Raw genomic sequence first — 24007 nt, forward strand, 5'->3', positions numbered from 1 at the left:
CCAGACCATCAGGATCTTGTCCGCGCGGCGAATGCCTTCATGAGCTCGGCGTCCACCGCCTCGCCGTTCGCATCCTCGGCGAGATGCTCGAACCAGCGCGCAAAGCCCTCGTAGATCTGACTGGCCGGATGGTCCGGCCCCAGGAAGCCCGAGATCTCACGCATCTCGGCAACCCAGCGATAGGCCTTCGGGATCATGTCCGGCAGCGCGACCTCGAGCCGGGCCAGGATCGCGGGCTGGCTCAGCGCGAGCTCGTTGCGGAGCGCATCCGCTGCACCTGCTTTCGTCGCCGCGATCACCATGGCCGAGCCGATCCCGGCGAGGCCCTTGACGATGCCGGCGTAGGACATTTTCAAAGCCGACGCCGCTCCGACCGGCCCCTCGACGATCCGCACGTCGAGCCCGAAATCCTTCAGCACCGCGACGTCCCCGGCGTGCTCGCCGGACATGTAGAAGGCCGGGCTCTTGCCGCCTGGCTGCGGCGGGAAACCGATGATGCCGCCATCGACGAACGGTGCCTGCGCCGAGCCGATGATCTCTTCAATTCTCTTCACGGTGTCGACATTGACGGCGTTGCAATCGACCACGATCGGCTTCTTCTCGCGCCTGACGATCAGCGCGGCCAGCCGTTCGGCCAGCGCGACGGCTTCGCCCGGCGGCACGATCGAAAGGATGATGTCGGAAGCTGCGATCGCATCGTCGTCGGCGCCGATCATGCCGGCGTCTGCGGCGCGTTTCCGCGTCGCCTCGCTCCGCCCCGTCAAGGACGTCAGCACGCGCGCGCCATGATCGCTGAGGCGGCGGGCGACGGCGCTGCCCATGGCGCCGGGCGCGAGGATCGCAATGGTCTTGGACATCGTGCACTCCAGGTCGAAATCCGGGCAAGGCGCCCGGATCACCGGAGACTAGCAGAGGATACCGGCGCGCGCGTAGCCGAGGCCATCCCGCAAGGGAATGGCCCTACTCCACCTTCGCAGGCTCGGGCCGAAGCGTCGAGGCATTGGCGATGCGCGCGGCATTCGCCATGCCCGCGAGCGCCGCAGCCTTCTTCGGATCGGGCGCCGAGCCCGGCTGCACCACGCCGGCCGACATGATCAATGTCGCGGCGTCTTCGGTGCTCATGTCGACTTCGACGATCTTGCTCTTGGGCACGTAGAAGAAGAACCCGGTGGTCGGGTTCGGCGAGCACGGCAGGAACACGGAGACATGCTCCTCCTGCCCCGGCAGGCTGCGCGCGACCTCTTCGTTCGGCGATTGCGAGATCAGCACGATCGACCACATGCCCGGCGAGGGAAACTCGACCAGGCCCACTTTGCGGAAGCTCGAGCCCTTGCCCGAGAACAGCGTCTCGAACACCTGCTTGAGTCCGCGATAGATGGCGCGCACCGCCGGGATCCGGCCGAGGAAGGTCTCGCCGACATCGACCAGCGTGCGGCCGATCAGATTGGCCGCGAGGAATCCGACCAGCGTCAGCGTGAAGAATGCGACAACCAGTCCCCAGCCCGGAACGACGTAAGGCAGATAGGTTTCGGGACGATAGGCCAGCGGCACGAACGGCCGCACCACGCCGTCGACCCAGGTGACGAACCACCAGACCAGATACAGCGTGATTGCGATCGGCCCCGTGACGACGAGGCCGGTCAGGAAATAATTGCGGAAACGGCCCATCAGGCCGGTATGCGGTTCCGGGAGGGGATCGAGAGGCGCAGGCGCGTCGTCGCGGGGGGTCATTCGGGTTCCAGGTCGGTCGCAGCACACAAGCTAGGGTCTTCTAGCAGGTTTTGGAAGACCGCGACCGATCGATATCCCTTCTGCCTATTCCACAGTCACCGATTTCGCGAGGTTGCGAGGCTGATCGACATCGGTCCCCATCACGACAGCCGTGTGATAGGCGAGCAACTGCACGGGAACAGCATAGACCATCGGGGTGAAGGCTGCGGCCATGTCGGGCAGGACGATGGTGACGAGCGAATCCACCGTCGCCTCCGCCGCGCCCCTGGCGTCGGTCATCAGGATGATGTTGCCGCCGCGGGCCGCAACCTCCTGCATGTTGGAGACCGTCTTTTCGAACACCCGGTCGTGCGGCGCGATCACGACGACCGGCATGGTCTCGTCGATCAGCGCGATCGGCCCGTGCTTGAGCTCGCCGGCGGCATAGCCTTCGGCGTGTATATAGGAGATCTCCTTCAGCTTCAGCGCGCCTTCGAGCGCCAGCGGGTAGCTGGTGCCGCGGCCGAGATAAAGCACGTCGCTGGACTTGGCGATGCGATGCGCGAGCTTCTCGATCTGCAGCTCGGTGGTGAGCGCGTCCGCCATCAGGCGCGGCACCTCGACGAGGCCATGGACCAGCTTGGTCTCGTCCTCGTCCGACAATTCGCCGCGCGCCTTGCCGGCCGCGATCGCAAGGTTCGCCAGCACCATGAGCTGGCAGGTGAAGGCCTTGGTCGAGGCGACGCCGATCTCGGGGCCGGCCAGCGTCTGCAGCACGGTCTCGCTCTCGCGCGCGATCGTCGAGGTCGGCACGTTGACGACCGCGATCGTGTGCACGCCCTCGGCCTTGGCGTAGCGCAACGCCGCCAGCGTGTCGGCGGTCTCGCCCGACTGCGAGATGAAGATGGCGAGATCGCCCTTGCGCAAGGGCGCCTCGCGGTAGCGGAATTCGGAGGCGACATCGACCTCGACCGGCACGCGCGCGAAGCGCTCGAACCAGTATTTGGCGACGAAACCCGCGTAGCTCGCGGTGCCGCAGGCCGTGATGTTGATGCGCTGGATGGTCTTGAAATCGAACGGAAGCTTGACCGGCAGCGAAACGCGCTCGGTTGCCATGTCGACGTAGCGCGCCAGGGTGTGGCCGACCACTTCCGGCTGCTCGTGGATCTCCTTCGCCATGAAGTGGCGATAATTGGCCTTGTCGACCAGCGAGGTCGAGGCCGCATGCTTGATCTTGTCGCGCTGGACGGTGTTGCCGTCCTTGTCGAAAATCGTCGCGCTCTTGCGAGTCAGCACCACCCAGTCGCCGTCCTCGAGATAGCTGATCGTGTCGGTAAACGGGCCGAGCGCGATGGCGTCGGAGCCGAGATACATCTCGCCGTCACCATAGCCGATCGCCAGCGGCGGGCCGTTGCGGGCGCCGATCATGAGGTCGTCGTCGCCGGCGAAGATGAAGCCGAGCGCGAACGCGCCGCGCAGGCGTCCCAGTGCCAGCTTCACCGCTTCCGCGGGCTTGTTGCCGCGCGTCAGCAGATCGTCGACGAGATGCAGCACGATCTCGGTGTCGGTCTCGGTGTGGAACACCGTGCCCTTCTTCTCGAGCTCCTCGCGCAACTCGCGGAAATTCTCGATGATGCCGTTGTGGACCACGGCGACACGCTCGGTCGCGTGCGGATGGGCGTTGTTGACGGTCGGTTTGCCATGGGTGGCCCAGCGGGTGTGGCCAATGCCGGTGGTGCCCTGGAGCGGCTCGGCTTCCAGCCGCTTCTCCAGATTCTTCAGCTTGCCCTCGGCGCGGCGGCGCTCGAGGTGCTTGCCTTCGAGCGTGGCGACGCCCGCGGAGTCGTAACCGCGATATTCGAGACGTTTGAGCGAATCCACCAGCTGCTCCGCAACCGGCTCGCGCCCGAGAATGCCGACAATCCCGCACATGCGGATCACTATCCCCCAAATCGTCGAAAAATCGCCTAAACGACGCGTCCGGTTTTTAGCGAAGTTCCTAAGGAACCAGATACTCAATAATTATTGCTGATTGAGACAGCGCCTCGTCACATCAGATCTGGCCTGCGTCGAATTGGCCGGCCTTAAACCGCGCGCGTTAACTTGTTGTCAACATGTTTGACCAACGATTCCCCTTCAGGAGAGCAAAGCCATGAAGGGCTCGTCCGACCGCAAAGGTCTGTCATCGATGTACGTGCGCGCCAACGAGACCACGGGCACGCACCTTGCGCATTGGCCGCCACCCCAGCGCGGCAAGGAAAGCAAGCCGGTCTTCGTGAAACATCCCGAAGGCGAGCCGGTCAAGCGCGCCAAGCCGCGCGGCTGGCGCCTGACCCGCGCGATCTTCTCCGAATTCGCCGACGACGAGTAGCGGACGCCTCACCAGCCCCGAACCAGGGCGAACACGAGGAAGACGACGAACGCCCAGAACGCCAATCCGGTGACCAGCGACGCGATGTCGCTTGGGCTGGGCTCGCCCACCTGTTGCAGCACCCATCGCCCCGGCGGCATGACGACGCGATTGACGAGGAACGAGATCACATCGTCGTCGTCCATCAGCGCGCCGTCCAACACCGGTCGGGCGCTGGCACTCGGCCGCTCACGTCTGCGGCTTCGTCTCGGTTTTCTTGCCGCCCGTCTTCATCTCGCGATAGCGCGCCGCGCCGCCTTCGCGGATGGTCTGCTGGTTGCGCTCCAGCGCCATGGCGTCGTCGGGCACGTCCTTCGTGATCACCGAGCCCGAGCCGATATAGGCGCCATTGCCGATCTTCACTGGGGCGACCAGCGAGGAATTGGTGCCGACGAAGGCGCCCTGCCCGATCACCGTCTTGTGCTTCTTGAAGCCGTCGTAGTTGCAGGTGATGGTGCCGGCGCCGATGTTGGAATTGGCGCCGACCGTGGCATCGCCGATGTAGGAGAGATGATTGACCTTGACGCCTGCCTCCAGCGTCGCCGCCTTGGTCTCCACGAAATTGCCGATCCGCGCGCCGTCGCCGAGCGAGGTGCCGGGCCGAAGCCGCGCATAGGGGCCGATCGAGACGTTCTTGCCGAGCTTGGTCTCGACGATATGCGAGAAGGAATGGATCACGGTGCCGTCGGCGATCGACACGCCGGGACCGATCACCACGAACGGCTCGACGGTGACGTCCCTGCCGAACACGGTGTCGGCGGCGAGATAAACCGTCTCCGGCGCGATCAGCGTGACGCCGGCCTCCATCGCCGCCTTGCGCAAGCGGGTCTGCATCACGGCTTCGGCCTCGGCGAGCTGTGCCTTGGTGTTGATGCCGCGTACCTCGTCCTCGCCGGTCTCGATCACCACGGACTCCCATCCTTGCTTGCGGACGATCTCGACCGCGTCCGTCAGATAATATTCACCCTTGGAATTGGCATTGCCGATCTTCTCGAGGATCTCGAGCGCGCGGCGACCGTCGATCGCCATCACGCCGGCATTGCACAGATCGATCTTGCGCTCCTCCGCGCTGGCATCGGCCTGCTCGCGGATCGCCACCAGACGCTCGCCCTCGACGATGAAGCGGCCATAGCCGGTGGGATCGCCGGCACGAAAGCCAAGCGCGGCGATCGCGGCGCCCCTGGCGAGCGGCGCGCGCAGCCGCGCGAAAGTCTCGGCCGAGATCAGCGGCGTGTCGCCGAAGGCGATGAGCAGATCGTCCGCGCCACGCGCGATCGCCTCGCGTGCCGCCAGCACTGCATGGGCGGTGCCGAGCCGCTCGGACTGCACGAAGGTCAGTGCGTCGGGCCTGATCCGCTTCGCCTCGTCCGCGACCGCCTGGTGGTCGGGACCGATCACGACCGCGAGCGAGGTGCCGGTTCCCTTCGGGGCCGCGGCGAGCACGTGGCCCAGCAGCGTCTGCTGAGCGACGGGGTGCAGCACCTTCGGCAGGCTCGAGCGCATGCGCGTGCCTTCGCCGGCGGCGAGCACGATCGTGAGGCTGGAACGGGCGGTCATCGAAATCCTGTCAGATTCGGCCGAATCAATTGGCGTGACGGGCGGCAGGCCACCCTGAAATGCTCTCGCCTTGCTACCCCCGCAAACGCCCGGAATTCAAGTGCGACACGCTTTTCCTGTTAATGTTCCTTGATTGATTCGGGGAAGCTTCGGGGCTGGGCACTTAACGTTCATGGCAAAGGATTCCGACCCACTGGCGGATGCCTTCGGCGCCAAGGAGACCGGCGGGCTGTTCTCCGGACTCTTGGCCGAGGAAAGCGCGTTCGACCGCCGCTTGATGTGGCGGCTGGGCTCGTGGGGCGTGGCGGCCGTCGGCGCCGTCACCATCGCAGTGATGGCCAACCAGGCCCAGCTCGGCTGGCGGCGTGACCAGGTCGCCTCGGCCGATCTTGCGCGCCAGGCCGACCGTCTCCAGATGCTGACCAAGGAGAGCCAGAACGAGGCGCGACGGCTCGCCGCCGCCATCGAGACGCTGAACAGCGATCGCGACCGGCTCTATTCGCGCGTCACCGTGCTGGAGCAAGGGCTCGATTCCGTCACCGGCGCCATCGCCAAGCAGACCAATCCGCCGCCGCAGGCCGGCAAGCCACAGGATGCTGTGCCCGCAGCTCCCAGCGTCGGGCCGGTCGCCTCGACACCCGCCACCGACAAGCCACGCACCGAGGCTGCAAAGGACACACCCGCGTCCAAGGAAGCGTTGAAGGAAACGTCGAAGGAAACCGTGAAGGAAGCGGCAAAGGAGCCGCCGAGCCCGCCGGCGCAGACAGCCGCGGCAGCCTCGCTCGTGCAGCAATCGCAGGCCATGAATTCGGCGTTGCCGACCATGCCGCTGGTGCCGTCCAAGTCGATCATGGCGCCGCCCGATCCGGCCGCGTCGAAATTGATGCAGCCCGAGGCAAACGAGAAGGCCGCCGAGAAGAAGGCCGAGTCGGCACCCGCGCCGTCGGAAGCAGTCATGGCCGCCGCCAAGCCGCCGGAAGCGGCCGAGAGCGAATCCCCCGCGATCGCGGTTCAGCAGACGCGTTTCGCGATCGATCTCGGCGGCGCCAATTCGGTCGACGGCCTGCGCGCGCTCTGGCGCGGCGTGACCAAATCGAATCCGGAAGTCGCAGCGCTGCGGCCGATCATCATGATCAAGGAAGGCACCACCGGGCTCGGCATGCAGCTACGCTTGGGTGCCGGCCCCCTGGTCAACGCCGCCGCGGCCGCAAAGTTCTGCGCGACCCTCGCCGAGAACGATCGTCACTGCGAGACCACCGTGTTCGACGGCCAGCGCCTGTCGATGCGCGGCTCGGAAAAGGACAAGGGACAGGAGAAGTCCCAGGACAGGGTTCAGGAGAAGAACTCCGAGAAGAACCAGGACGCGGCTCCGCAAGCCGAAACCGCGCCCGTCGCAAAGCCCGAGAAGCCGGACAAGCGCCGCCGCAGCTATTCCTCGAAGCGCTCGTCGAGACGCGAGGAGCCCGCGCCCGCCCCCGCGGCGCAGCCGGCGCCCGCCAAGCCGGAGACGGCCTCGGCGGCATCGACCCTGACGTCCTTTTTCAGGCGGTAGGAAAGGTTCGCGCGGCTCGGATCAGATCGCTTCCGGCGACAGTATCGCTCTTGCGCGGATACGATCTTGAGAACGCCTACTCGTACAGCATACCCGCCCGCATCAAGGCAGCCGCGTGTCGCCACGGGTTTCCGTCAGCAGGATGATGCGAGTCGCGCGCCCACGCCGCCATTGCTTCGAGCAAGTCGGCGAGATCGACATTCGCACCGCCTTTTGCACCCGTTTGCAATTCGTTGCGCATCGCCGCCACGAACTCGATAGAGCTCACCCGGTCTTGAACCTGCTCCACATACATTTCAGCACGCTCTTCTGCGAAGGACAGCGCGCGATCAACGATCCTGATTGAACCAGTCCGGCTGGCATACGCGCGATGGACAGAAAAGTTCGTCTGCCCTGTTGCCCCCCTCTCCCATCCCGACCATATTGCGCCCATGACAAAAAAGCCCTTCCGCCTCACGCCCTATCAGGTGCAGTTCCTGCTCGTCGTCGGCTTCGCGTCCGTCGGCTATGCGCTTTATCTGCGCTATCTCGCGATCGAGCTGTCGCAGACCGCGCTCGCCTGCGACGCCGGGCTTCAGACGCTGCTCTGCAAGGGGCGCGCGGTCTCGACCGTGCTGTTCAAGAATTCGGTGTTCGGAATCGTCGCGCTGGTGGTTGCGACGCTGAACCTGATGCGGCCGTCGATCGTGCTGCTCACCGTCGGCATTGTCGCCGCCGGGCTCGGCATCGTGCTCTACAACGTCGTGCTGTCGGGCCTTGCGATCGGCCTGTTCATTCTTGGGTTTGCTCGGCCCGCGCCCGCCACAGCGTGAGCGCGAACAAGAGGTAGATCGCGCAGGTCCACAGCGACTGCCAATTGTCGCGGCCCTCGTTGAACAGCACGAAGACGGCCGACAGCGCCAGCACGCCCGCGAACACCGATTCCGCGATCGGACGCTGGCCGATCTGCGGCCGGTTCAGCATCAGAAGCGCGAACGGAACCACCGCCATCGTCAGCGAGGCGTAGGGGAAATCCTTGTAGCGCGGGTCGAACACGAAGCCGAGTGCGGTCGCGGCCGCGATCACGGCTGTCACCGCCAGCGTCAGGCCGAGCACGGCGGTGAGCTTCGACCATTTGCGGCCCTCGCGCGGGCCGAGCAGATCGAGGAAGGTCGGCAGGCTGCGGCCGATCACCATCGCCTGCGCGCAGAAGATCGGCGACAGGATGCCGGCCAAAAGCAGCGCGCCCCAGAGCAGCCAGCCGGCGATGCCGTAGCTCTCGTAATACATCTTGTCGGCGCCGATCCCGAGCAGGCTGCCCGCCGTCGTCGCCGAGATGCCGACGCCGAGCCAGGCCGAGAAGCGCGGCGTCCACGGCCTCCGGCGCAGCGTGACGAGCGCGACCGCGAATACCAGCACGGAAAGGCCCATGCCCGCGCCCATGTACCATTTCCAGTACGGGAAATTGCTGATCGGCTCGCCGGGCGGATATTTCAGGCTCCGGCGCACCGAGTCGTACAGGCCCCAATAGCCGCCGACGGTGCCCTCCAGCCTGCGCTTCCAGGGCTGGTCGTAGGACTCGATCAGATTGACGCGGAACTTCTGCGACTTGGCAAGGCCGAGGATTTCCGAGACCACGCGCGCCTGGTTGGTGCGTGACGGCAGCGCGCCGTCGCGCATTCGTCCTTCGCTCGGCCAGCCGGTTTCGCCGATCAGGATTTCCTTGCCGGGAAACGCCACCACCATGCGCTCGCGGATCTGTTCGACATGAGCGGAGGCGAATTTCGCCTTGACCGGGAAATCCTCCCAATACGGCAGGATGTGGATGGTGACGAAGTCGACGGCGTCATAGACCTCGCGGTTCTTCAGCCAGTATTCCCACACGTCGGCATAGGTGACGGGCACGCTGACCTGTGTCTTCACCAGGCGGATGATGGAGACGAGGTCCGCCGTCGTCATCTCGCCGCGCAGCAACACCTCGTTGCCAACGATGACCGCGGTGATCACGTCGGGGAATTGCTTGGTGAGGCGGATGGCAAGCCCCGCCTGCTCGTAGTTCTTGGCGCGGTTGCTGGAGAGCCAGATGCCCTGCAGCACCTTTAGCCCGCCGACCTTGGCGGCGATCGCCGGCACCTGGTCGAGCCCGTTCTCCATCGAATAGGTCCGGACGCAGTCGGTGATCTCCTTGAGCTGGCGCAGGTCCTGCTCGATCTGCTCGGCCTCGATATGGGTCCACGCCTCCAGCGGCGTCTGCTCGCCGCGGAACGGCGCGTAGGAGACGCATTGAACCTTGTCGGCGGGATCGATCGGAGCGCGCGCGAGCGTGATCGGCGTCGCCAGCCACCACCACACGGCAGCAATCGCACCCAGTGAAACGAGCAGAAGCGCCAGTGGCGTACGAAGTGAAATCGGTTCCGTCCTCCGCGAAGGGTCCGTCGATTACCTGCTTGCACGCCGTCTGCCAAGGGGGTGTCGGGGCGGGTGTCCGAATGCCGATCCATTCCTGCGGATCCGCTCCTGTCCCAAAGGAATGGGGCTGCGGCGGTTCGACCGGGACCTAGCATCGTGACTTTGCTGGACAAAATTCCAAATACAGGTCATGGACTCCGAAAGACTTTTCCGCCGCATTGGAGACCCATTTGGACGCCATCACCGGTGCGTCCGCGGGATCCTCCTGACGCGGACGGGCAGCGGATACATTGGGGAATTCATGCGGCAACGGGTGTTCGAGTCACGAAATGCGGTCCTGCGGCAGTTCGCCGCCACCTTGGCCGTTTCCTCCCTTCTCCTTCTCGCCGGTCTCTGTGGCGCCTCGGCCCAGAGCGGCACGCCGGCCCCCGACCAGGGCAAGGCCGCCGCCCAGCCCGCCGACGCCGCCAAGGACGCCGCCCAGAACCAGCGCCGCACCGACGAGTTCGCCGAGGCCGCCCAGGTCATCAACGGCCCGGCCGGTAATCCCGAATGCGTCTGGCTCGGCCGGCGCGTGGTGCGGCTGATGTGGCGGGATGACCTCGATACCGCGTTCCGCCACCTCGACCTCTATGACCGCTTTGGCTGCCCCGGCGGCCACATCCAGGCCGCGTTCCGCTGCCTGACCCGGTTCGGCGGCCAGATCGATCCCAAGGTCGCCGAGACCCTCGACAGCCGTGTGCACGCCTGCTGGATCAATCCGGCGGCCCAGCCGCAGCAGGCGGCGGCCGCGGCGTCGCAGCCGGCAGCACCGGCCTCAGGCAATCCGCCGGCTCCGCAGCCGGCCGCGAGCCCCTCGCCTGCGGCCAGCCCGTCCCCGGCGCCCCCGAAATAGCGCAAGGTCTTAAGTCCCTGCTCGTTTCAGCTGTCGTTCAGGAACGATCGGCCATAGACGCGGTTGGCACTGCCACGCGTCGTCTCGAAAAGGCCATGCCCTGATAAGGACATGAGGCCATGACAGTTGAGAAACCGCGCGGCAGAGGTATGCTCCCTTTGCCGCGGACTTGGTCGGATCTCGGGGTCGGATCCGCTTCCCTGCCCCCTCAGCCCCTTTTGGTTTAGCCGCGATGCGCGTTGTCGCCGCCGTTTTGTTGCTCGTGTCCGCGCTTCACGCCGGCATCTGGGGAGTCTTGCGCGACAAGGAACCCGCGCCGGATTTCAAGGGCCTGATCCCGAGCCTGTCCTATACGCCGTTCGAACCGGGCCATGTCGTCGACATCAACGCCGACCCCGACAAGATTCGCGCGGACATGAAGAAGCTCTCGACTCTCACGCGAGCGATCCGGTCCTACTCCGCGACCGAAGGCAACGAACTGGTGCCGCCGATCGCCGCCGAGTTCGGCCTCAAGGTCACGGTCGGCGCCTGGATCGACAAGGACGAGGATCGCAACGGGCGTGAGATCAAGGCCGCCATCGAGCTCGCCCGCAAGAATGGCAACGTGATCGGCGTCGTGGTCGGCAATGAGGTGATCTTCCGCGGCGAGCAGAAGGTCGAGGACCTCATCGACAAGATCAAGAAGGTCAAGGGCGCGGTCCGCGTTCCCGTCACGACGGGCGAGATCTGGAACATCTGGCGCGATTTTCCGGACCTTGCCTCCAGCGTCGATTTCATCGCCGCGCACGTGCTGCCTTATTGGGAAAACTTCCGCTCCGACCAGGCGGTGGATCAAGCGGTTGATCGTTACGAACTCTTGCGCAAATTGTTTCCCGGCAAGCGCATCGTGATCGCCGAGTTCGGCTGGCCGAGCGCGGGCTACAACCTGCGTAGCGCCGACCCCGGTCCATTCAAGCAAGCCCTGACCTTGCGCAACTTCGTCAGCCGCGCCGAAGCGATGGGCATGGACTACAACATCGTCGAAGCCATCGATCAGCCTTGGAAGTTCAACGAGGGCGGCGTCGGTCCGTACTGGGGCATCCTCAACGCCAGCCGCGAGCCGAAATTCGCCTGGACCGGTCCGGTCGAGAATCCCGATTATTGGAAGCTGATGGCGATCGCCCTCTTGGTCGGCATCCTGCTGTCGCTGCCGATCCTGCGGATCGAAAAGCCAACCGCGAAGCAGGCCTTCCTGCTGTCGGCGACGGCCAACGGCGTCGGCGCCTGGGTCGCGACCGTGTTCGCCTTCTGGAACAGCCACTACTTCCTCTTCGGCTCGGCCTTCGCGCTGACCCTCGGCATGATCCTGCTGGTTCCCCTCGTCCTCATCGCGATGGCGCGCATCGACGAGATCGCGGCCGTCGCCTTCGGCCGGCCGCCGCAACGGCTGATCACCAAGGACAAGCCGGTCGAGAACGTGCCCGAGGGTTATTGCCCGAAGGTCTCGATCCACATCCCCGCCTATTTCGAGCCGGTCGACATGCTCAAGCAGACGCTGGATGCGTTGGCGCGGCTGAACTATCCGAACTACGAATGCGTCGTCATCATCAACAACACGCCGGATCCCGCGTTCTGGCAGCCGATCCAGGACCATTGCCGCGCGCTCGGTGAGCGCTTCAAGTTCATCAACGCCGAGAAGGTGCAGGGCTTCAAGGCCGGTGCGCTGCGCATTGCGATGGACCGCACCGCGGCGGACGCCGAGATCATCGGCATCCTCGATGCCGACTATGTCGTCGAGCCCGACTGGCTGAAGGACATCGTCCCCGCCTTCGCCGATCCGCGCGTGGGCCTCGTGCAGGCGCCGCAGGAGCATCGCGACGGCGACCTGTCGATCATGCACTACATCATGAACGGCGAATATGCCGGCTTCTTCGACATCGGCATGGTCCAGCGCAACGAGCTCAACGCCGTCATCGTGCACGGCACGATGTGCCTGATCCGCCGCGCCGCGATGGACATGGCCGGCGGCTGGTCGTCCGACACGATCTGCGAGGATAGCGATCTCGGCCTTGCGATCCAGGAGCTCGGCTGGACCACCCACTACACCAACACCCGCTACGGCGCAGGCCTGCTGCCCGACACCTACGAGGCCTTCAAGAAGCAGCGGCATCGCTGGGCCTATGGCGGCCTGCAGATCGTCAAGAAGCACTGGCGCCGCTTCCTGCCCGGCGCGAGCCGGCTGACCGCCGACCAGAAGCGCGAATACGGCCTCGGCTGGCTGAACTGGCTGGGCGCCGAGAGCCTCGGCGTCGTCGTGGCGCTGCTCAACCTCGTCTGGGTGCCGATCGTCGCGTTTGCCGACATCGCCATCCCCGACAAGATCCTGACGCTGCCGATCATCGGCGCCTTCATCGTCTCGCTGGCGCACTTCCTGTCGATGTACCGCGCCCGCGTCGCCATCAAGCCCGGCCAGATGCTGGGCGCCATGATCGCGGCGATGAGCGTGCAATGGACGGTGTCGCGCGCGGTGGCGCAGGGCCTGATCACCGAGCACATCGCCTTCGCCCGCACCTCCAAGGGCGGCCTCAGCAGGATGTCGATCGAGTTCCAGGCGTTTTGGGAGGCCGTGATCGGCACCCTGCTCCTGGTCGGCGCCGGCGTGCTGATCGTGACCAACAGCTTCCGCCAGATCACCGAGATCTACATCTTCGCCGGCGTGCTGGTGCTGCAGAGCCTGCCGTTCCTGGCCGCCGTCGCCATCGCCATCCTCGAGCTCAGCCGGATCAACTCGTTCCAGTTCTGGCACGACAGCGCGATCCGCACCGCCGAGCTGATCGGCCTGCGCCCGGTCGCGCTGCCCCACCCGGGCGGCACGCCGCAGCCGGTGCCGAACGAGGTGCGGCGGGAGACGAAGTAATCGCCCCTCATGGTGAGGAGCCCGCCAAAGGCGGGCGTCTCGAACCATGAAAGGCCGGGATGGTGCAGCAACCTCCCACAGTTCGGCGTGGACGACGCCCCGCCAATCGAGTCGAAAGTCCTCGCTTAAGCCACAGATTCCGCGAGCAAATCCCCGCCCCTGCCAGGACTTTCGGCAGCGATGCCCGCTATTGACCTCAGCGCCCCATCCCCCTACACAGCCCGAGCCGAAAGCATGATCCGGAAACAGCCGGTTTTCCCCGCGGCGCAAGCCTAAGCGCAGCGGCAAGACATGCTTCTCGAATGTCCGATCACGATGGCGATTTCCGACGAAGCCATCAGCGGCCATGGGAGCGCGTAGCTCAGCCGGTAGAGCACGTGACTTTTAATCACGGGGTCCTGGGTTCGAGCCCCAGCGCGCTCACCAAACACTGACCGTATTTTCGGGGTTAAGCTTCTATCCAGCTCGCGTAGCCCGGGTTACAGCGCCGCAGCTCGAAGGATGCTGCAGCTCACGCGAACAGCTTGTCGATGTCGTCCTGGGAAATCGCCACGCCCGGCCGCTTCGGCCCCTCCATCAAGTTCGGTTCGCTTGGAACGGCAAGCTCGGCGGCCATCCGCGCCAGCTCCTCTTTTCCCCACATCCGGACCAGCCTGTTGATGTGTTCTTCAATGAACTGCAGCGACTTGACCACTCGCGTGATTCGCTGACCTGTGAGGTCCTGAAACGCGCAGGCCTCGAACACGTTGTTCGTGCTATCGACGATCTCGCCGCATACCGCTGCGACAGTCGGCTCGTCGACGCCCTGCAACTTCGCGACGCTGGCGCTGATCGCCTCCATGCTTTCGAGGATCGCGTTCCCGGCCGCCTCCGTATTCTCGACGATCGCGTCGAGGGTGTCTGCCATCGTCGCGAAACTGCCTTTGCTGTTGCCTTGAAGTGCGGCGAATTCCCGCCGCATGCTGCTAATGTGGCCGAACATCTCGACCAAATGCGTTTTCAGCACCGTCTCTTCTTGCGACGTAATCATCAAAAATCCCCGACGGTGGCGACTTGCCCTTCGTGTGCCACAGCAATCTACGGCGGCTTCGAAAGGAAGCTTCGAATGAGTGGACGCCTTTTCGCGCGTTCAACTTTCGTGGACCAGCAAAGCAAGCGATCGTTAAATAAGCGGTAAGGCCGCCCCCCTGCGAAAGAGAAACGTTTCCGGATCAATACGCCTTTCGAGCACGAGGCGCCCGGAGCGAGCTGAAAATCGAGACCGTTGTCGATCGCGGCAAAACAGTCACCGCGGAGCGCCGCGCATCTGGTGCGCCCTAACCACTTGGCATTGCGACCTGATACAGCAGTTAACGCCCTGTTTAAGCGCCGATGTTAGTCCTCGGAGCGGACTGACCGGGGCCTGAACAATCCGTCCCGAATGTGCGTTTTCGTTGCGTAGGAGAGCAAGATGGCAGTTGATCTGTCGATGCCTGTCTTGGTGGTGGACGACTACAGCACCATGATCCGTATCATCCGAAATCTGCTCAAGCAGCTCGGTTTCGAGAATGTCGACGACGCCAGCGATGGATCGGCCGCACTCAACAAGATGCGCGCCAAGAAATACGGCCTGGTCATCTCGGACTGGAACATGGAGCCGATGACCGGCTATGACCTGCTACGGGAGGTCCGCGCCGACACCAATCTCGCCACCACGCCGTTCATCATGATCACGGCGGAATCGAAGACCGAGAACGTCATTGCCGCCAAAAAGGCGGGCGTGAACAACTATATCGTCAAGCCGTTCAACGCCGCCACGCTGAAAACCAAGATCGAGGCGGTCTTCCCCGAGATGGCAGGCGTCTAGTCCTGCCAATGCTGGAGGCGCTTCCATGAGCCGTTCCCGGAGCTGGAAGCTCACTCCAAGCCGCCGTCGGCTGCAAAGCTACTTGAACGGCTTTTCCGCGCAGCGTTAACAAATCGCGTTACGCAAACTTGGCACTATTCGGCGGTGAGTTTACGCGCGTGGGTTTCGAAGAGCTCAATCAATCCGAAGCGCCGTTCATGCGACGCCGACTTCGTCAACGCGCATGCAACGGCCCCTTCCTCGCAAGTGAGCCCGCCAGATTCCGATAGACTCCAGTAGTCGCCCCGAGATGAACTCCCCGCAGCGCGCTCCTATTGTGCCTGACCTCTCCCGGGCATTTTGGCGATGGTTTGCGCAGCGAAAGACAGTCCGCCCGTTCTGATCTGCACCGCGTGCAGACGGCCGATGACTTTCCTCGCCACGCTGCCGGCCATCTTCACGCTGCCCGGCGCGCATGCCTACCAGTGCCGTCCCTGTCTGCGCGTGGACACCATCCCTCTGGGTTGAGCCCGTCTTGCCCTGCTCGCGCATTCCAACTGCTCCTGCCTGGCATCTGCGACTATTCCAGCCGCCCCAACCCCAAAAACCCCGCTGACATCCCGCCCGAAACGTGTAGGATTCCCCAAAACCGGAGGAACGGCATGTTTGAAATCAACGGTTTCGACACGGCTGGCGTCGTCAGCCTGAAGCGGCCTTCACTGGCTGCGGCCCTGAAGAAGGCCAGGGAACTGGTCGAGGACGGGTGCTGGGACGTTCAGGTCGTTGATCCCGCAGGCCGGGTCTACACCTCGTTCGAGGAACAAGCGGCCTAGCCTTCCTTCGGCACGCTTTCCAAAATCAGCTGAAACGACAACGCCCGGGCAGCCCCCGCGGAGCGGCCCGGGCGCGATCCTGCGCCGGAATGACGGCGAAGGTCAGAACGTGAAGCGCACCCGCGCCGCGCCGGTATAGGCCTGGCTATTGGCGGCGAACTCGCCGTCGAAGGTCGTCGTCAGTGTCAGGCTCGGCGTGAACCAGGTGGTGAGGCCGAGCGAGACGGCGGCCGCGTCGGGCTTGGACTTGGCGCCCGTGGTGGTGAAGTCCGAGCCGGGAATGCCGGTCAGGAAGGCCGTGGTCTGGGCGGCCTGCGTGTAGTAATGCGCCCAGCCCGCCTTCGCGAAGCCCTGCATGGCGAGCCCGCCGAACTCCATGGTGCCGCGGGTGTCGAGGCCGAGGGTCGAGCGCGTGGTCGCGCCGGTCTGGCCCTGCACCGTGAGGCCGCCGACCGCAGCACCGCCGGCAATCGCGTCCTGCTCACTGAAGCCCGGCGTGCGCATGCTGTGCGCGTCGAAGGCGGCATAGGGCGAGAAGGCGACGCGGGCAAGACGGGCCACCTCGAAGGCCGCCTCGATGCGTCCGCTCCACACCGTCGGCCGATAGCGGCCGGTCACGTCGGTGAGCCCGAGAACGGGGATGGCACGATGCGTCGTCACGTCCATCCAGGAGAAGGCGGCCGCCGCCGTCAGCGTCAGCGCGCCGGTCCGCGTCGTGCCATAGGTGCCGAACTGCGCCACGTTCGCGGAGCTCGAGCCGAGACCGCTGGCGAGCGAGCTCGACGCCGAACCGCCGGCCGCGGCAATGCCGATCATCGTCGCGGGACTGAAGCGGATGTCGATCCCGCTGACGAATTGCGTGGCGCGCGTCGAAGAGCGGGCCGAGCCGACATCGGCATCGCCGTTCGTCGTCCGGTACGAGGTGACCGGACCGCCCCACACGCTGTAGGTCGGCCCATAGCCGCGCACGCCCGCCGTTGCACCGGTTGCCTTGTCGATGGCCCCGACGCCAGCCGGACGCGACATCGAAGCATAGGCGAGCGCCGGGTTGGCCGAGGGATCGCTCCCCTCGCCGTGAATGTCCGTCATCGCACCGAGGAACTGGCCCCCGACCTGAACCCCCATCCGCTGGACGGAGGAATGGACCTCGCCCGTGAGCTGGTTGAGCTCGGAATCCAGCATGTCGTCGGTCGAATTGTAGAGCGCGAACAGCGGATTCATGTTGGCACCGGCAGCGGCCGCGTTGTCGATCGCCACGGCCACTTTGTCCCTGTCGGTCCTCGCCACCGAGTTGGCCGGGGTCGGCGTGGTGACTTCCGTCGTCACCGTCGTCGTGCCGCCTGATGTCGTCGTGGTCGAGGTCGGCGTCACCGCCTTGGTCGGATTCTCCGACAGCGTGGCGAGCCGGCCCGGCGTCAGAGTCATCTGCACCTGCGAGCCACTATAGGTCACGGAGGTCACGAGCCCCGCGCCGACGAGCGAGCGATCGAAGCTGCCGAAGGTGCCGTTGACGCCGCCGGTCGCGGACAGCAGCGTATAGGGCGTGCTGAACGAATAGGAGCCGCCGAGAGTCTGCGCCTTCAACGTACCGGCGAGATCGGCCGTGCCGGTGACCCTGACGAGGTCGGACGTCGCGCCGTGAACGCTGGCAAAATAAGTGCCGGTCGCACCGAAGGTGAGATCGCCATTGACGGTCAACGTCTGCGGCGTGCCGAGACCGAGCCTGCCGTTGACGATCGTCGTGCCGACCTGGCCGGAACCACCGAAGATGCCGCCCTGCTCCACCGTGACCTGCGAGACGATCGAGCCCGTGACGGCAAGCGCACCGCCCTGGACCGTCGTCGCACCGGTGTAGGTGCTGTTGCCCGACAGGATCAGCATGCCGGCGCCGGTCTTGGTGAGACCGCCCGGGCCGAAGATGTCGTTGCCGAAGGTCGAGTTGTAGCCGCGCGTATCGAGCGTCGCGGTGGTGACGAAGGCGCCGTAGCCCTTGACGGCCGCGCCCGCGTTGACGAGGCCCCAGCCGTAGGTCGCATCTGGCGTGATGCTGCCGGCGGTGCGGGTACCGAGCCCTGTCGCCGTCGTCAGCAGCGTCTGCTGCAGGTCGTAATTGGTGAACCAGGAAAAGGCCTGCTTGACCAGCGCAGCGACGCCGGCGACCGTCGGCGCGGCGTAGGACGTGCCGGAGCCCGAGGAGTAGTTCGCGCCATCGGCGCCGGCGAGCGTGCTTCCCCTGAGATTGCCAGTGCCGACCGTCGTTGCGCCGGTGAGATCGCCCGGAGCGACCAGACACCATGCCGCCGCCGATCCGCATGCGTTGCTGTACCACGTCGTCACATTGTTCGCGTCGACGGCGCCGACGGCGAGCCAGCCGTTCTGGATGCCGCTGACGACCTTGGGCATGCCGGCCAGAATATCCGGCGACGGCTGCTTCTCGTTGCCGGTGGCGAAGATGAGCAGCGCGCCGTTCGCCACTGCGGTTTGCGCGGCGGCCGCAAACTTCGGAAGCTCGGCCACGGCGGCCGCCGGCGTGTAGTCGTCGACGTTGCATTTCGCGCCGCCGTTTTGCGCCGAGTTCGTGCCCGTCGCGCAATTGTTGTTGCCGAGACTGAGATTGATGATCTTGACGCCCTCGTCGACGAGGCCGGTCACGGCCACGCTGAGCTGCTCGTCGAAAGCTCCGGGAGGGCTGCCATTCGTATTGATGGCCGCGACGTAGAGGCTCGCGTCGAAGGCCGAGCCGTGCATGCCGGAGCCGTTGCGCGCGCCGGCGATCAGGCTGGAGACGATGCTGCCGTGGCTGCCGGTCGTGTCGGAATCGCTGTTCTGGCCGGCAGGCATCACCGAAAACGCGCTCGGGTCGGTCGCGGTCGCATCGAATGCGGTGGTGAAGCGAACGCCGCCGGCGAACTTGCCCGCCGTCGAGAACTCGACATTCCTGAGATCGATGCCGGAATCGACGACACCGACCGTCACGCCCTTGCCGGTGAAGCCGGCCGCATAGGCCGCAGCTGCGTTGATCTGGTTGAGGGCGCCCGAGGCGAGATATTCCGGCGTCTGAAACGACGCCGCAGATTGCGCCGCGGCGGGCGTCGCCGCCACCGTGGGGAAAATCGTCAGGGCAGCGGCGGGCAATGCAGTGCGCCAGCGCGAAGCTTCTTGCCGGCCAATCTTCTTCACCATCGAAAATCATTCCTAGTGTTGCAAAGTATTTTTCAGCGTTCCATCACTGCGTGATCGAAGACATCCAGGAGTTACCAGGCAGGAGTGGGGGGACCTCTCCTGCCTGGCAACGGGCAATAGATGGCGCCCGTCGCAGCGCATGAATGCGCGTGCAATGTGCTGAACGCGAAGGACCCGTTCAGGCAGGACCATGCAGCAGATCGTGTCCGATCGCGGCTACGGCTCTGGAGACCGAGCGGGCCCTCCGTCAGTTCCCATACGCCATTCTCATTTCGCGCAACACTGGGACATCGCCTGCAACGATCAATGGCGATTGATGGTCAAAGAGACATCGTGCGTCGTGCGCAGGACCCGCAGAGGTCACATGAGGTCGATCGGCGATCAGGCGGAATGATCAATCGGGATCGCAGGGCGCGATCGGGCATTTCGCCACCGACGGAGACGCCGTTTGCGCATGCATGAAGCAGGACGAACGTGAATGCCAGGAACAAGCCCTGGCATGACGACATCTGATGGAAGGACACACGCGATGACCCTGCCTCATCGGTGAAGAGGCAGGCGGGTCCGGCGCCTCAGCTTTCCGGAGCCGACGACGCAATCGGCAGGCTCAGTGGAGCGCCTCCAACGGAGACCGGCCCCAAAGGCTTGACGTCCCGCACGATCCGCTTTCGCATCGCGGGGGACAATCCATAGCGCGCATGCGCCTTTCGGATGGAGGACGTGACGTCCGACATCGTCATCGTGCTCTGCAGCGCATCGATCTTCGCGATCAGCGACGACAGTTGCGAGGACATCTTCCTCACATCGACCCGCTCGTCCGTGATGCTCTGTCGCAGCGACAGCAGCACCATTGAATCCTGCTGCAGCAAAACCGAGTTTTGATCCGCGGCCTGATTGCTCTGTTGCAGCAACGCGGTGTGTTGCAGCTGGGCCGCCTGAATATCCTTCAACGCCGCGACAACGGGATCCGGCTTTGGCTCGGATGCCTCGAAGCGCGGGAACAGTTCGGCCAGGCGGCTGACATTCAACGACGGCAAACCAACTGGCGACGTGTAGACGGCCGCCGCGCCGTTGATGGCCAGGGCACACACCGCAAAGGCCAGGATCGATTTGCGGCTGGACCGCTTGACCGGCTCAGGCGCTTCGAGCGTTTCGGGTTCATCGGCTGATGCGGCAGCTGCCAGCGCTGCGGCGTCGAGCTCTTCGGCGAAGCTTGCCGTTTCGAATGTCGTGGTCACGTGCATGGACCCCAATGAGCGAGCAACAGGCGGCCGCCCCTGGAACGTCCTCGCGACGAGTCCTTGTACGCAGCACCCAACTACAACTGTCTAAAATTGTGGGCATTTTGAATTAATTCCACGTTAGCGGCCCGGCCGGCCTGCCGGGCTGGCGTCCCCGGCCGATTACGGGGGCGGTGCAGCCATTCCCAGCTCGACATCCCCGGGCAACGGAACATCGCATCGAGCAACTGTTTTGCCCGACGAAGCAAACCGGCGGTTTCGTCAGCTTCAAAATGCCTTGCGCCAGTGCCACTTAGCTACTGTGCATGGGGTTGTTTTCGCGTTTTTGAACCGGCGCCCTAGCCTTCGTCCAGCAGTTCGAACAATTCCTCGACCCGCGCGAACGGCGCGTCCTGCATCTTGGCGTGATAGACGACGCGATCCCCGTCGCGCTGCAGCGACTTGCCCCGCGATTTGCGCAAGCGCCCGGGCAGGAACGTCGCGGCGGCCGCCTCGGGGCCGACGTCGAGGCGGATGATGCCCCTGCGCTTGCATTCGAGCCTGAGCCTGGCGGCGGCGAAGAAGTCGCGCGCGACCTGCGGCAGCGGGCCGAAGCGGCGTGCGGTTTCTTCCTCGAGGTCTTCGAGGTCGTCCTCGTCAGTGCATCGTGCGGCGCGCGCATAGAGCTCGAGGCGTACCGGCTCGGACTGCACATAGGTCCCGGGCAGCATGTCCGCGACCGGCAGGTTCAGGTCCGGCACCCACACCGCCTGGCCCTCGTCGAGCTTCTCGGACGCCATCTTGAGGAGGTGGCTGTAGAGCACGGGTCCGAACACCTGGACGTGGCCGGATTGCTGCTCCGAGAACAGATCGCCCGCACCCCTGAGGTCGAGGTCGCGCTCGCTGATCGCAAAGCCCGCGCCGGGCCGGCTGAACTCTTCCAGCACGGCCAGCCGCTTCTCGGATTGTCCCGATGCCGTCTCGGTCAACAGATGGGCGAAGGCGCGGATGCCGCCACGACCGACACGCCCGCGCAACTGATGCAGCTGCGCGAGGCCGAACTTCTCGGGCCAGCAGACCACGATGGTGTTCGCGCGGGGAATGTCGAGCCCGCTCTCGACGATGTTGGTCGCGAGCAGCACGTCCGCCCTGCCCTCGACGAAGCTCATCATGCGGTCGTCGATCTCGTCGGCCGCCAACCTGCCGTGCAGGCAGACGATGCGTAAGTCGGGCGCCACAGCCTGCACCCGCGCCAGCATCGGATCGAGATCCTGGATGCGCGGACAGATCAGGAAACTCTGGCCATGGCGACGCTGCTCGCGCAGCAGCGCGGACGCAATCGCCGCATCCGACAGCGGCGCGATCCGGGTCGCGACCGGCAGCCGGTGCACCGGAGGCGAGGCAATCACGCTGAGGTCGCGGAAGCCTGCAAGGCCCGCGGCGAGCGTGCGCGGGATCGGCGTCGCGCTCATCATCAGCACATGGACGTTCCTGGCAAGGCCGGACAGCTTGGCCTTCTCGGCCGCGCCAAAATGCTGCTCCTCGTCGATGATGACGAGGCCGAGATCGTCGAACCTGACGTCCTTGGCCGTCAGCGCCTGCGTGCCGATCACGACCTTGATCCGGCCGCTGCGCAGACCCTCCTTGGTCTCCCGCAGCTCCGCGCCCGAGGTTGCCCGCGACAGGTTCCCCACCTCGATGCCGAATGGCGCAAAGCGCTTCTGGAAAGTTGCCACATGCTGGCGGGCCAGCACCGTCGTCGGCACCGCGATCGCCACCTGCTTGCCCGACAGCACGACAGCGGCCGCCGCGCGCAGCGCCACCTCGGTCTTGCCAAACCCGACGTCGCCGCAGATCACGCGGTCCATGGGATGGCCCGAGGCAAGATCGTCGAGCACGTCGCGGATCGCCTTGGCCTGGTCGATCGTCGTGAAGTACGGAAAGCGCGCGACGAACTTCTCGTAGGCCGATCCCGGCGGCACCAGCTTTTCGCCGCGCCGCTTGCGGCGCTGGCTGATGTGCTTGGCAAGGGCCTTGCCCGCGACCTGGATCTCGCGCTCGGCCGCCGTGCGGCGGGCCCACCATGTGCTGCCATCGGCCTTGTCGAGCGCGAGCTTGCCGAGCTCGGTCGCGTAGGGCCACATCATGGCAAGATCGGACGGCGGCACCAACACCGCGTTGTCGCCTGCGAATTTCAGGCGGATCATCTCCCGCAAGCCGCCGCCGGTGTTGACGCTCTGCAAGCCGTCGAGCACGCCGAGGCCGCGCTGCAGGTGGATCACCACCGTACCCTGCTCGGGCACATCGGCATGGTCGAAGGCCGCGGTCCAGGCGCGCGCCATCGGCTGCGGATGATGCGCCCGGCTGCCGAGCACGTCGGAGGCGGTCACGACGACAAGCGGCTTCTTCCCCGGCACGACGAAGCCGGCATCGAAATCGGCCAGCAGCGCCGCCTCGCCGCCACGGCTCCGCGTCGCCTCGTCCCAGTCTTCGCAGCGCGGCGCCTTGACGCCGCTCATCCGCTCCATCACGCGCAGATCGTCCTCCTGCGCCGCGACGAGGATCAGCCGCGATCCGGCCCGGCGTGTCTCCTCGACGAAGGTACGCAGCGCCTTCCGGGTGGCCGTCAGCTTCGAAAATTCCGGGATGGTCTGGAACGACGAGGCGCGCGGCAGCACCTTCATGCCCTTGCAGAGCTGCTTCCAGTCGCGCCGTCCGAGATATTCGCGCTCACGTTCCGCGCGCGGCGCGGCCTCCTCGATCGTATCGAGCCAGCCGTCGGCGTGCGCCGGGACGCCTGCATCGGCGATCCATTTGGCGCGCCCGCAATAGTCGAAGAGGCTCGCGCGCTTGCCGCGTTTGCCGGCAAGGCCGAGCCGCTCCGACATGGGGTCGACGAGAAGCTCCTTGGTCTCGAAGATGATCCTGTGCTCGTTCGGATCGAACGCCACGATCCTTCTGATCGCGCGATCCGAATGCTCGATCCGGAACGGCCCCAGTGCGCCCGCGGGAAAGATCTCGAAAGTCTGGCCGTGGAACAGCGCTCCGCCCGGATAATCCGGCTCGTCGTCCAGATCGTATCCGAGGGATTCGAGGTGCGCCTCGAGCTCGCTCTCGGAGAACGCGCCGCCCACTTTCAAGCTCACGCTCAGGCGCGACAGGCTCGCCGGCGGCGGCAGGCGCTCCATCACGGCTTCCGCCGTCGAGACCAGAAACAGCGGCTTCTTGGATTTCGCAAGACGCCTCAAGACGGAGGCCCTGCGCCCCGCGAGTTCGTGCGACGGCTCCAGCTGATCGAACGGCAAGGTGTTCAAGCGCGGAAACACCAGGACCTCGCAGGAGGCATCGAGCGCGTGAATGACACTGCCCAGCCGTTCCGCCCTGTTCTCGTTCTCGGCGAGAAAGACGATGCCGTTATGCCCGGACTCTCTCCATTGGCCGAGCAGGTGCAGAGCGAGCACCCCGAGCGGCGACGAAGACGAGACCGCGCCGCGCTGCGTCCCTTTGCTTTTCCTTGCCGATGTCCTGTTTGGCGACG

At 65.3% G+C, this 24007-nt stretch carries 18 protein-coding genes and 1 tRNA gene; 8 read left to right on the forward strand and 11 right to left on the reverse strand.

The window, feature by feature from the left end; translation table 11 throughout:
- Window positions 1–8: 8 nt before the first annotated feature.
- From CO669_RS23320 to glmS, 3 genes are all read right to left on the reverse strand, one after another.
- The gene (locus tag CO669_RS23320) at window positions 9–857 is read right to left on the reverse strand and encodes an NAD(P)-dependent oxidoreductase (RefSeq protein WP_097662280.1); all 849 of its coding nucleotides are present in this window, start codon (window positions 855–857) and stop codon (window positions 9–11) included.
- A gap of 103 nt (window positions 858–960) precedes the next feature.
- The gene (locus CO669_RS23325; protein ID WP_097662281.1) at window positions 961–1731 is read right to left on the reverse strand and encodes a DUF502 domain-containing protein; all 771 of its coding nucleotides are present in this window, start codon (window positions 1729–1731) and stop codon (window positions 961–963) included.
- Between the two features lie 84 nt (window positions 1732–1815).
- Window positions 1816–3642 carry a glutamine--fructose-6-phosphate transaminase (isomerizing) gene (gene glmS / locus CO669_RS23330; RefSeq protein WP_097662282.1) on the reverse strand — a complete coding sequence of 609 codons (1827 nt, stop codon included), beginning with the start codon at window positions 3640–3642 and terminating at the stop codon, window positions 1816–1818.
- A gap of 220 nt (window positions 3643–3862) precedes the next feature.
- Between glmS and CO669_RS23335 the strand changes: the two genes are divergently transcribed.
- A complete protein-coding gene (locus CO669_RS23335; protein WP_097662283.1) occupies window positions 3863–4081 on the forward strand; it encodes a hypothetical protein in 219 nt (72 codons plus the stop codon).
- Between the two features lie 8 nt (window positions 4082–4089).
- On the opposite strand, the gene CO669_RS35730 is transcribed toward CO669_RS23335, so the two are convergent.
- Both CO669_RS35730 and glmU read right to left on the reverse strand, forming a co-directional pair.
- Window positions 4090–4266 (reverse strand): hypothetical protein, encoded by a 177-nt coding sequence (locus CO669_RS35730; RefSeq protein WP_158228785.1) that lies wholly within the window; start codon window positions 4264–4266, stop codon window positions 4090–4092.
- 43 nt (window positions 4267–4309) lie between these two features.
- Window positions 4310–5677: a bifunctional UDP-N-acetylglucosamine diphosphorylase/glucosamine-1-phosphate N-acetyltransferase GlmU gene (gene glmU, locus CO669_RS23340; RefSeq protein WP_097662284.1), complete on the reverse strand. Its 1368-nt coding sequence runs from the start codon at window positions 5675–5677 to the stop codon at window positions 4310–4312.
- Between the two features lie 172 nt (window positions 5678–5849).
- Between glmU and CO669_RS23345 the strand changes: the two genes are divergently transcribed.
- On the forward strand, window positions 5850–7229 hold the full coding sequence (locus CO669_RS23345; RefSeq protein WP_097662285.1) for a hypothetical protein: 1380 nt from the start codon (window positions 5850–5852) through the stop codon (window positions 7227–7229).
- Window positions 7230–7305: 76 nt separating this feature from the next.
- Here the strand turns inward: CO669_RS23345 and CO669_RS23350 are convergent, their stop codons facing one another.
- The gene (locus CO669_RS23350) at window positions 7306–7524 is read right to left on the reverse strand and encodes a DUF7660 family protein (protein ID WP_097662286.1); all 219 of its coding nucleotides are present in this window, start codon (window positions 7522–7524) and stop codon (window positions 7306–7308) included.
- Window positions 7525–7660: 136 nt separating this feature from the next.
- Here CO669_RS23350 and CO669_RS23355 point away from each other — a divergent pair, with 136 nt between their 5' ends.
- The gene (locus CO669_RS23355) at window positions 7661–8041 is read left to right on the forward strand and encodes a hypothetical protein (protein WP_097662287.1); all 381 of its coding nucleotides are present in this window, start codon (window positions 7661–7663) and stop codon (window positions 8039–8041) included.
- On the opposite strand, the gene CO669_RS23360 is transcribed toward CO669_RS23355, so the two are convergent.
- Window positions 8001–9560 (reverse strand): glycoside hydrolase family 17 protein, encoded by a 1560-nt coding sequence (locus CO669_RS23360; RefSeq protein ID WP_245444449.1) that lies wholly within the window; start codon window positions 9558–9560, stop codon window positions 8001–8003. The two genes, CO669_RS23355 and CO669_RS23360, sit on opposite strands and share 41 nt — an antisense overlap.
- 358 nt (window positions 9561–9918) lie before the next feature.
- Between CO669_RS23360 and CO669_RS23365 the strand changes: the two genes are divergently transcribed.
- From CO669_RS23365 to CO669_RS23375, 3 genes are all read left to right on the forward strand, one after another.
- A complete protein-coding gene (locus tag CO669_RS23365; RefSeq protein WP_097662289.1) occupies window positions 9919–10512 on the forward strand; it encodes a beta-1-3, beta-1-6-glucan biosynthesis protein in 594 nt (197 codons plus the stop codon).
- A 232-nt stretch (window positions 10513–10744) separates the two neighbouring features.
- Window positions 10745–13408 (forward strand): glycosyltransferase, encoded by a 2664-nt coding sequence (locus CO669_RS23370; protein WP_097662290.1) that lies wholly within the window; start codon window positions 10745–10747, stop codon window positions 13406–13408.
- A 350-nt stretch (window positions 13409–13758) separates the two neighbouring features.
- Window positions 13759–13834, forward strand: a tRNA-Lys gene (locus CO669_RS23375).
- A gap of 85 nt (window positions 13835–13919) precedes the next feature.
- Here the strand turns inward: CO669_RS23375 and CO669_RS23380 are convergent.
- Window positions 13920–14438 (reverse strand): protein phosphatase CheZ, encoded by a 519-nt coding sequence (locus tag CO669_RS23380; protein ID WP_097662291.1) that lies wholly within the window; start codon window positions 14436–14438, stop codon window positions 13920–13922.
- Window positions 14439–14858: 420 nt separating this feature from the next.
- Here CO669_RS23380 and CO669_RS23385 point away from each other — a divergent pair, with 420 nt between their 5' ends.
- Together CO669_RS23385 and CO669_RS36110 are read left to right on the forward strand one after the other, a co-directional pair.
- Window positions 14859–15254 (forward strand): response regulator, encoded by a 396-nt coding sequence (locus tag CO669_RS23385; RefSeq protein WP_097662292.1) that lies wholly within the window; start codon window positions 14859–14861, stop codon window positions 15252–15254.
- A gap of 641 nt (window positions 15255–15895) precedes the next feature.
- Window positions 15896–16066: a hypothetical protein gene (locus tag CO669_RS36110; protein ID WP_198964218.1), complete on the forward strand. Its 171-nt coding sequence runs from the start codon at window positions 15896–15898 to the stop codon at window positions 16064–16066.
- A 102-nt stretch (window positions 16067–16168) separates the two neighbouring features.
- On the opposite strand, the gene CO669_RS23390 is transcribed toward CO669_RS36110, so the two are convergent.
- The 3 genes from CO669_RS23390 to CO669_RS23400 all read right to left on the reverse strand — a co-directional run bounded on the left by CO669_RS23390 (window position 16169) and on the right by CO669_RS23400 (window position 23930).
- Window positions 16169–19249 (reverse strand): S8 family serine peptidase, encoded by a 3081-nt coding sequence (locus tag CO669_RS23390; RefSeq protein ID WP_097662293.1) that lies wholly within the window; start codon window positions 19247–19249, stop codon window positions 16169–16171.
- Window positions 19250–19821: 572 nt separating this feature from the next.
- Window positions 19822–20493 carry a hypothetical protein gene (locus tag CO669_RS23395; RefSeq protein ID WP_097662294.1) on the reverse strand — a complete coding sequence of 224 codons (672 nt, stop codon included), beginning with the start codon at window positions 20491–20493 and terminating at the stop codon, window positions 19822–19824.
- A gap of 335 nt (window positions 20494–20828) precedes the next feature.
- Entirely contained in the window at window positions 20829–23930 is a 3102-nt protein-coding gene (locus CO669_RS23400; protein WP_198964229.1) for a DEAD/DEAH box helicase, read from the reverse strand.
- Between the last annotated feature and the right edge of the window lie 77 nt (window positions 23931–24007).

Origin of the sequence: Bradyrhizobium sp. Y36, assembly GCF_002531575.1 — a bacterium.
GTDB lineage: Bacteria > Pseudomonadota > Alphaproteobacteria > Rhizobiales > Xanthobacteraceae > Bradyrhizobium.

Bases quoted from the DNA above. Each gene is read 5' to 3' on its own strand.
- CO669_RS23370 (WP_097662290.1), top strand. From the start codon at position 10,745: ATGCGCGTTGTCGCCGCCGTTTTGTTGCTCGTGTCCGCGCTTCACGCC.
- CO669_RS23395 (WP_097662294.1), bottom strand. From the start codon at position 20,493: ATGCACGTGACCACGACATTCGAAACGGCAAGCTTCGCCGAAGAGCTC.
- CO669_RS23355 (WP_097662287.1), top strand. From the start codon at position 7,661: ATGACAAAAAAGCCCTTCCGCCTCACGCCCTATCAGGTGCAGTTCCTG.
- CO669_RS23345 (WP_097662285.1), top strand. From the start codon at position 5,850: ATGGCAAAGGATTCCGACCCACTGGCGGATGCCTTCGGCGCCAAGGAG.
- CO669_RS23325 (WP_097662281.1), bottom strand. From the start codon at position 1,731: ATGACCCCCCGCGACGACGCGCCTGCGCCTCTCGATCCCCTCCCGGAA.
- CO669_RS35730 (WP_158228785.1), bottom strand. From the start codon at position 4,266: ATGGACGACGACGATGTGATCTCGTTCCTCGTCAATCGCGTCGTCATG.
- CO669_RS23380 (WP_097662291.1), bottom strand. From the start codon at position 14,438: ATGATTACGTCGCAAGAAGAGACGGTGCTGAAAACGCATTTGGTCGAG.
- CO669_RS23390 (WP_097662293.1), bottom strand. From the start codon at position 19,249: ATGGTGAAGAAGATTGGCCGGCAAGAAGCTTCGCGCTGGCGCACTGCA.
- CO669_RS36110 (WP_198964218.1), top strand. From the start codon at position 15,896: ATGTTTGAAATCAACGGTTTCGACACGGCTGGCGTCGTCAGCCTGAAG.
- CO669_RS23365 (WP_097662289.1), top strand. From the start codon at position 9,919: ATGCGGCAACGGGTGTTCGAGTCACGAAATGCGGTCCTGCGGCAGTTC.
- CO669_RS23335 (WP_097662283.1), top strand. From the start codon at position 3,863: ATGAAGGGCTCGTCCGACCGCAAAGGTCTGTCATCGATGTACGTGCGC.
- CO669_RS23320 (WP_097662280.1), bottom strand. From the start codon at position 857: ATGTCCAAGACCATTGCGATCCTCGCGCCCGGCGCCATGGGCAGCGCC.
- CO669_RS23350 (WP_097662286.1), bottom strand. From the start codon at position 7,524: ATGTATGTGGAGCAGGTTCAAGACCGGGTGAGCTCTATCGAGTTCGTG.
- CO669_RS23385 (WP_097662292.1), top strand. From the start codon at position 14,859: ATGGCAGTTGATCTGTCGATGCCTGTCTTGGTGGTGGACGACTACAGC.
- glmU (WP_097662284.1), bottom strand. From the start codon at position 5,677: ATGACCGCCCGTTCCAGCCTCACGATCGTGCTCGCCGCCGGCGAAGGC.
- glmS (WP_097662282.1), bottom strand. From the start codon at position 3,642: ATGTGCGGGATTGTCGGCATTCTCGGGCGCGAGCCGGTTGCGGAGCAG.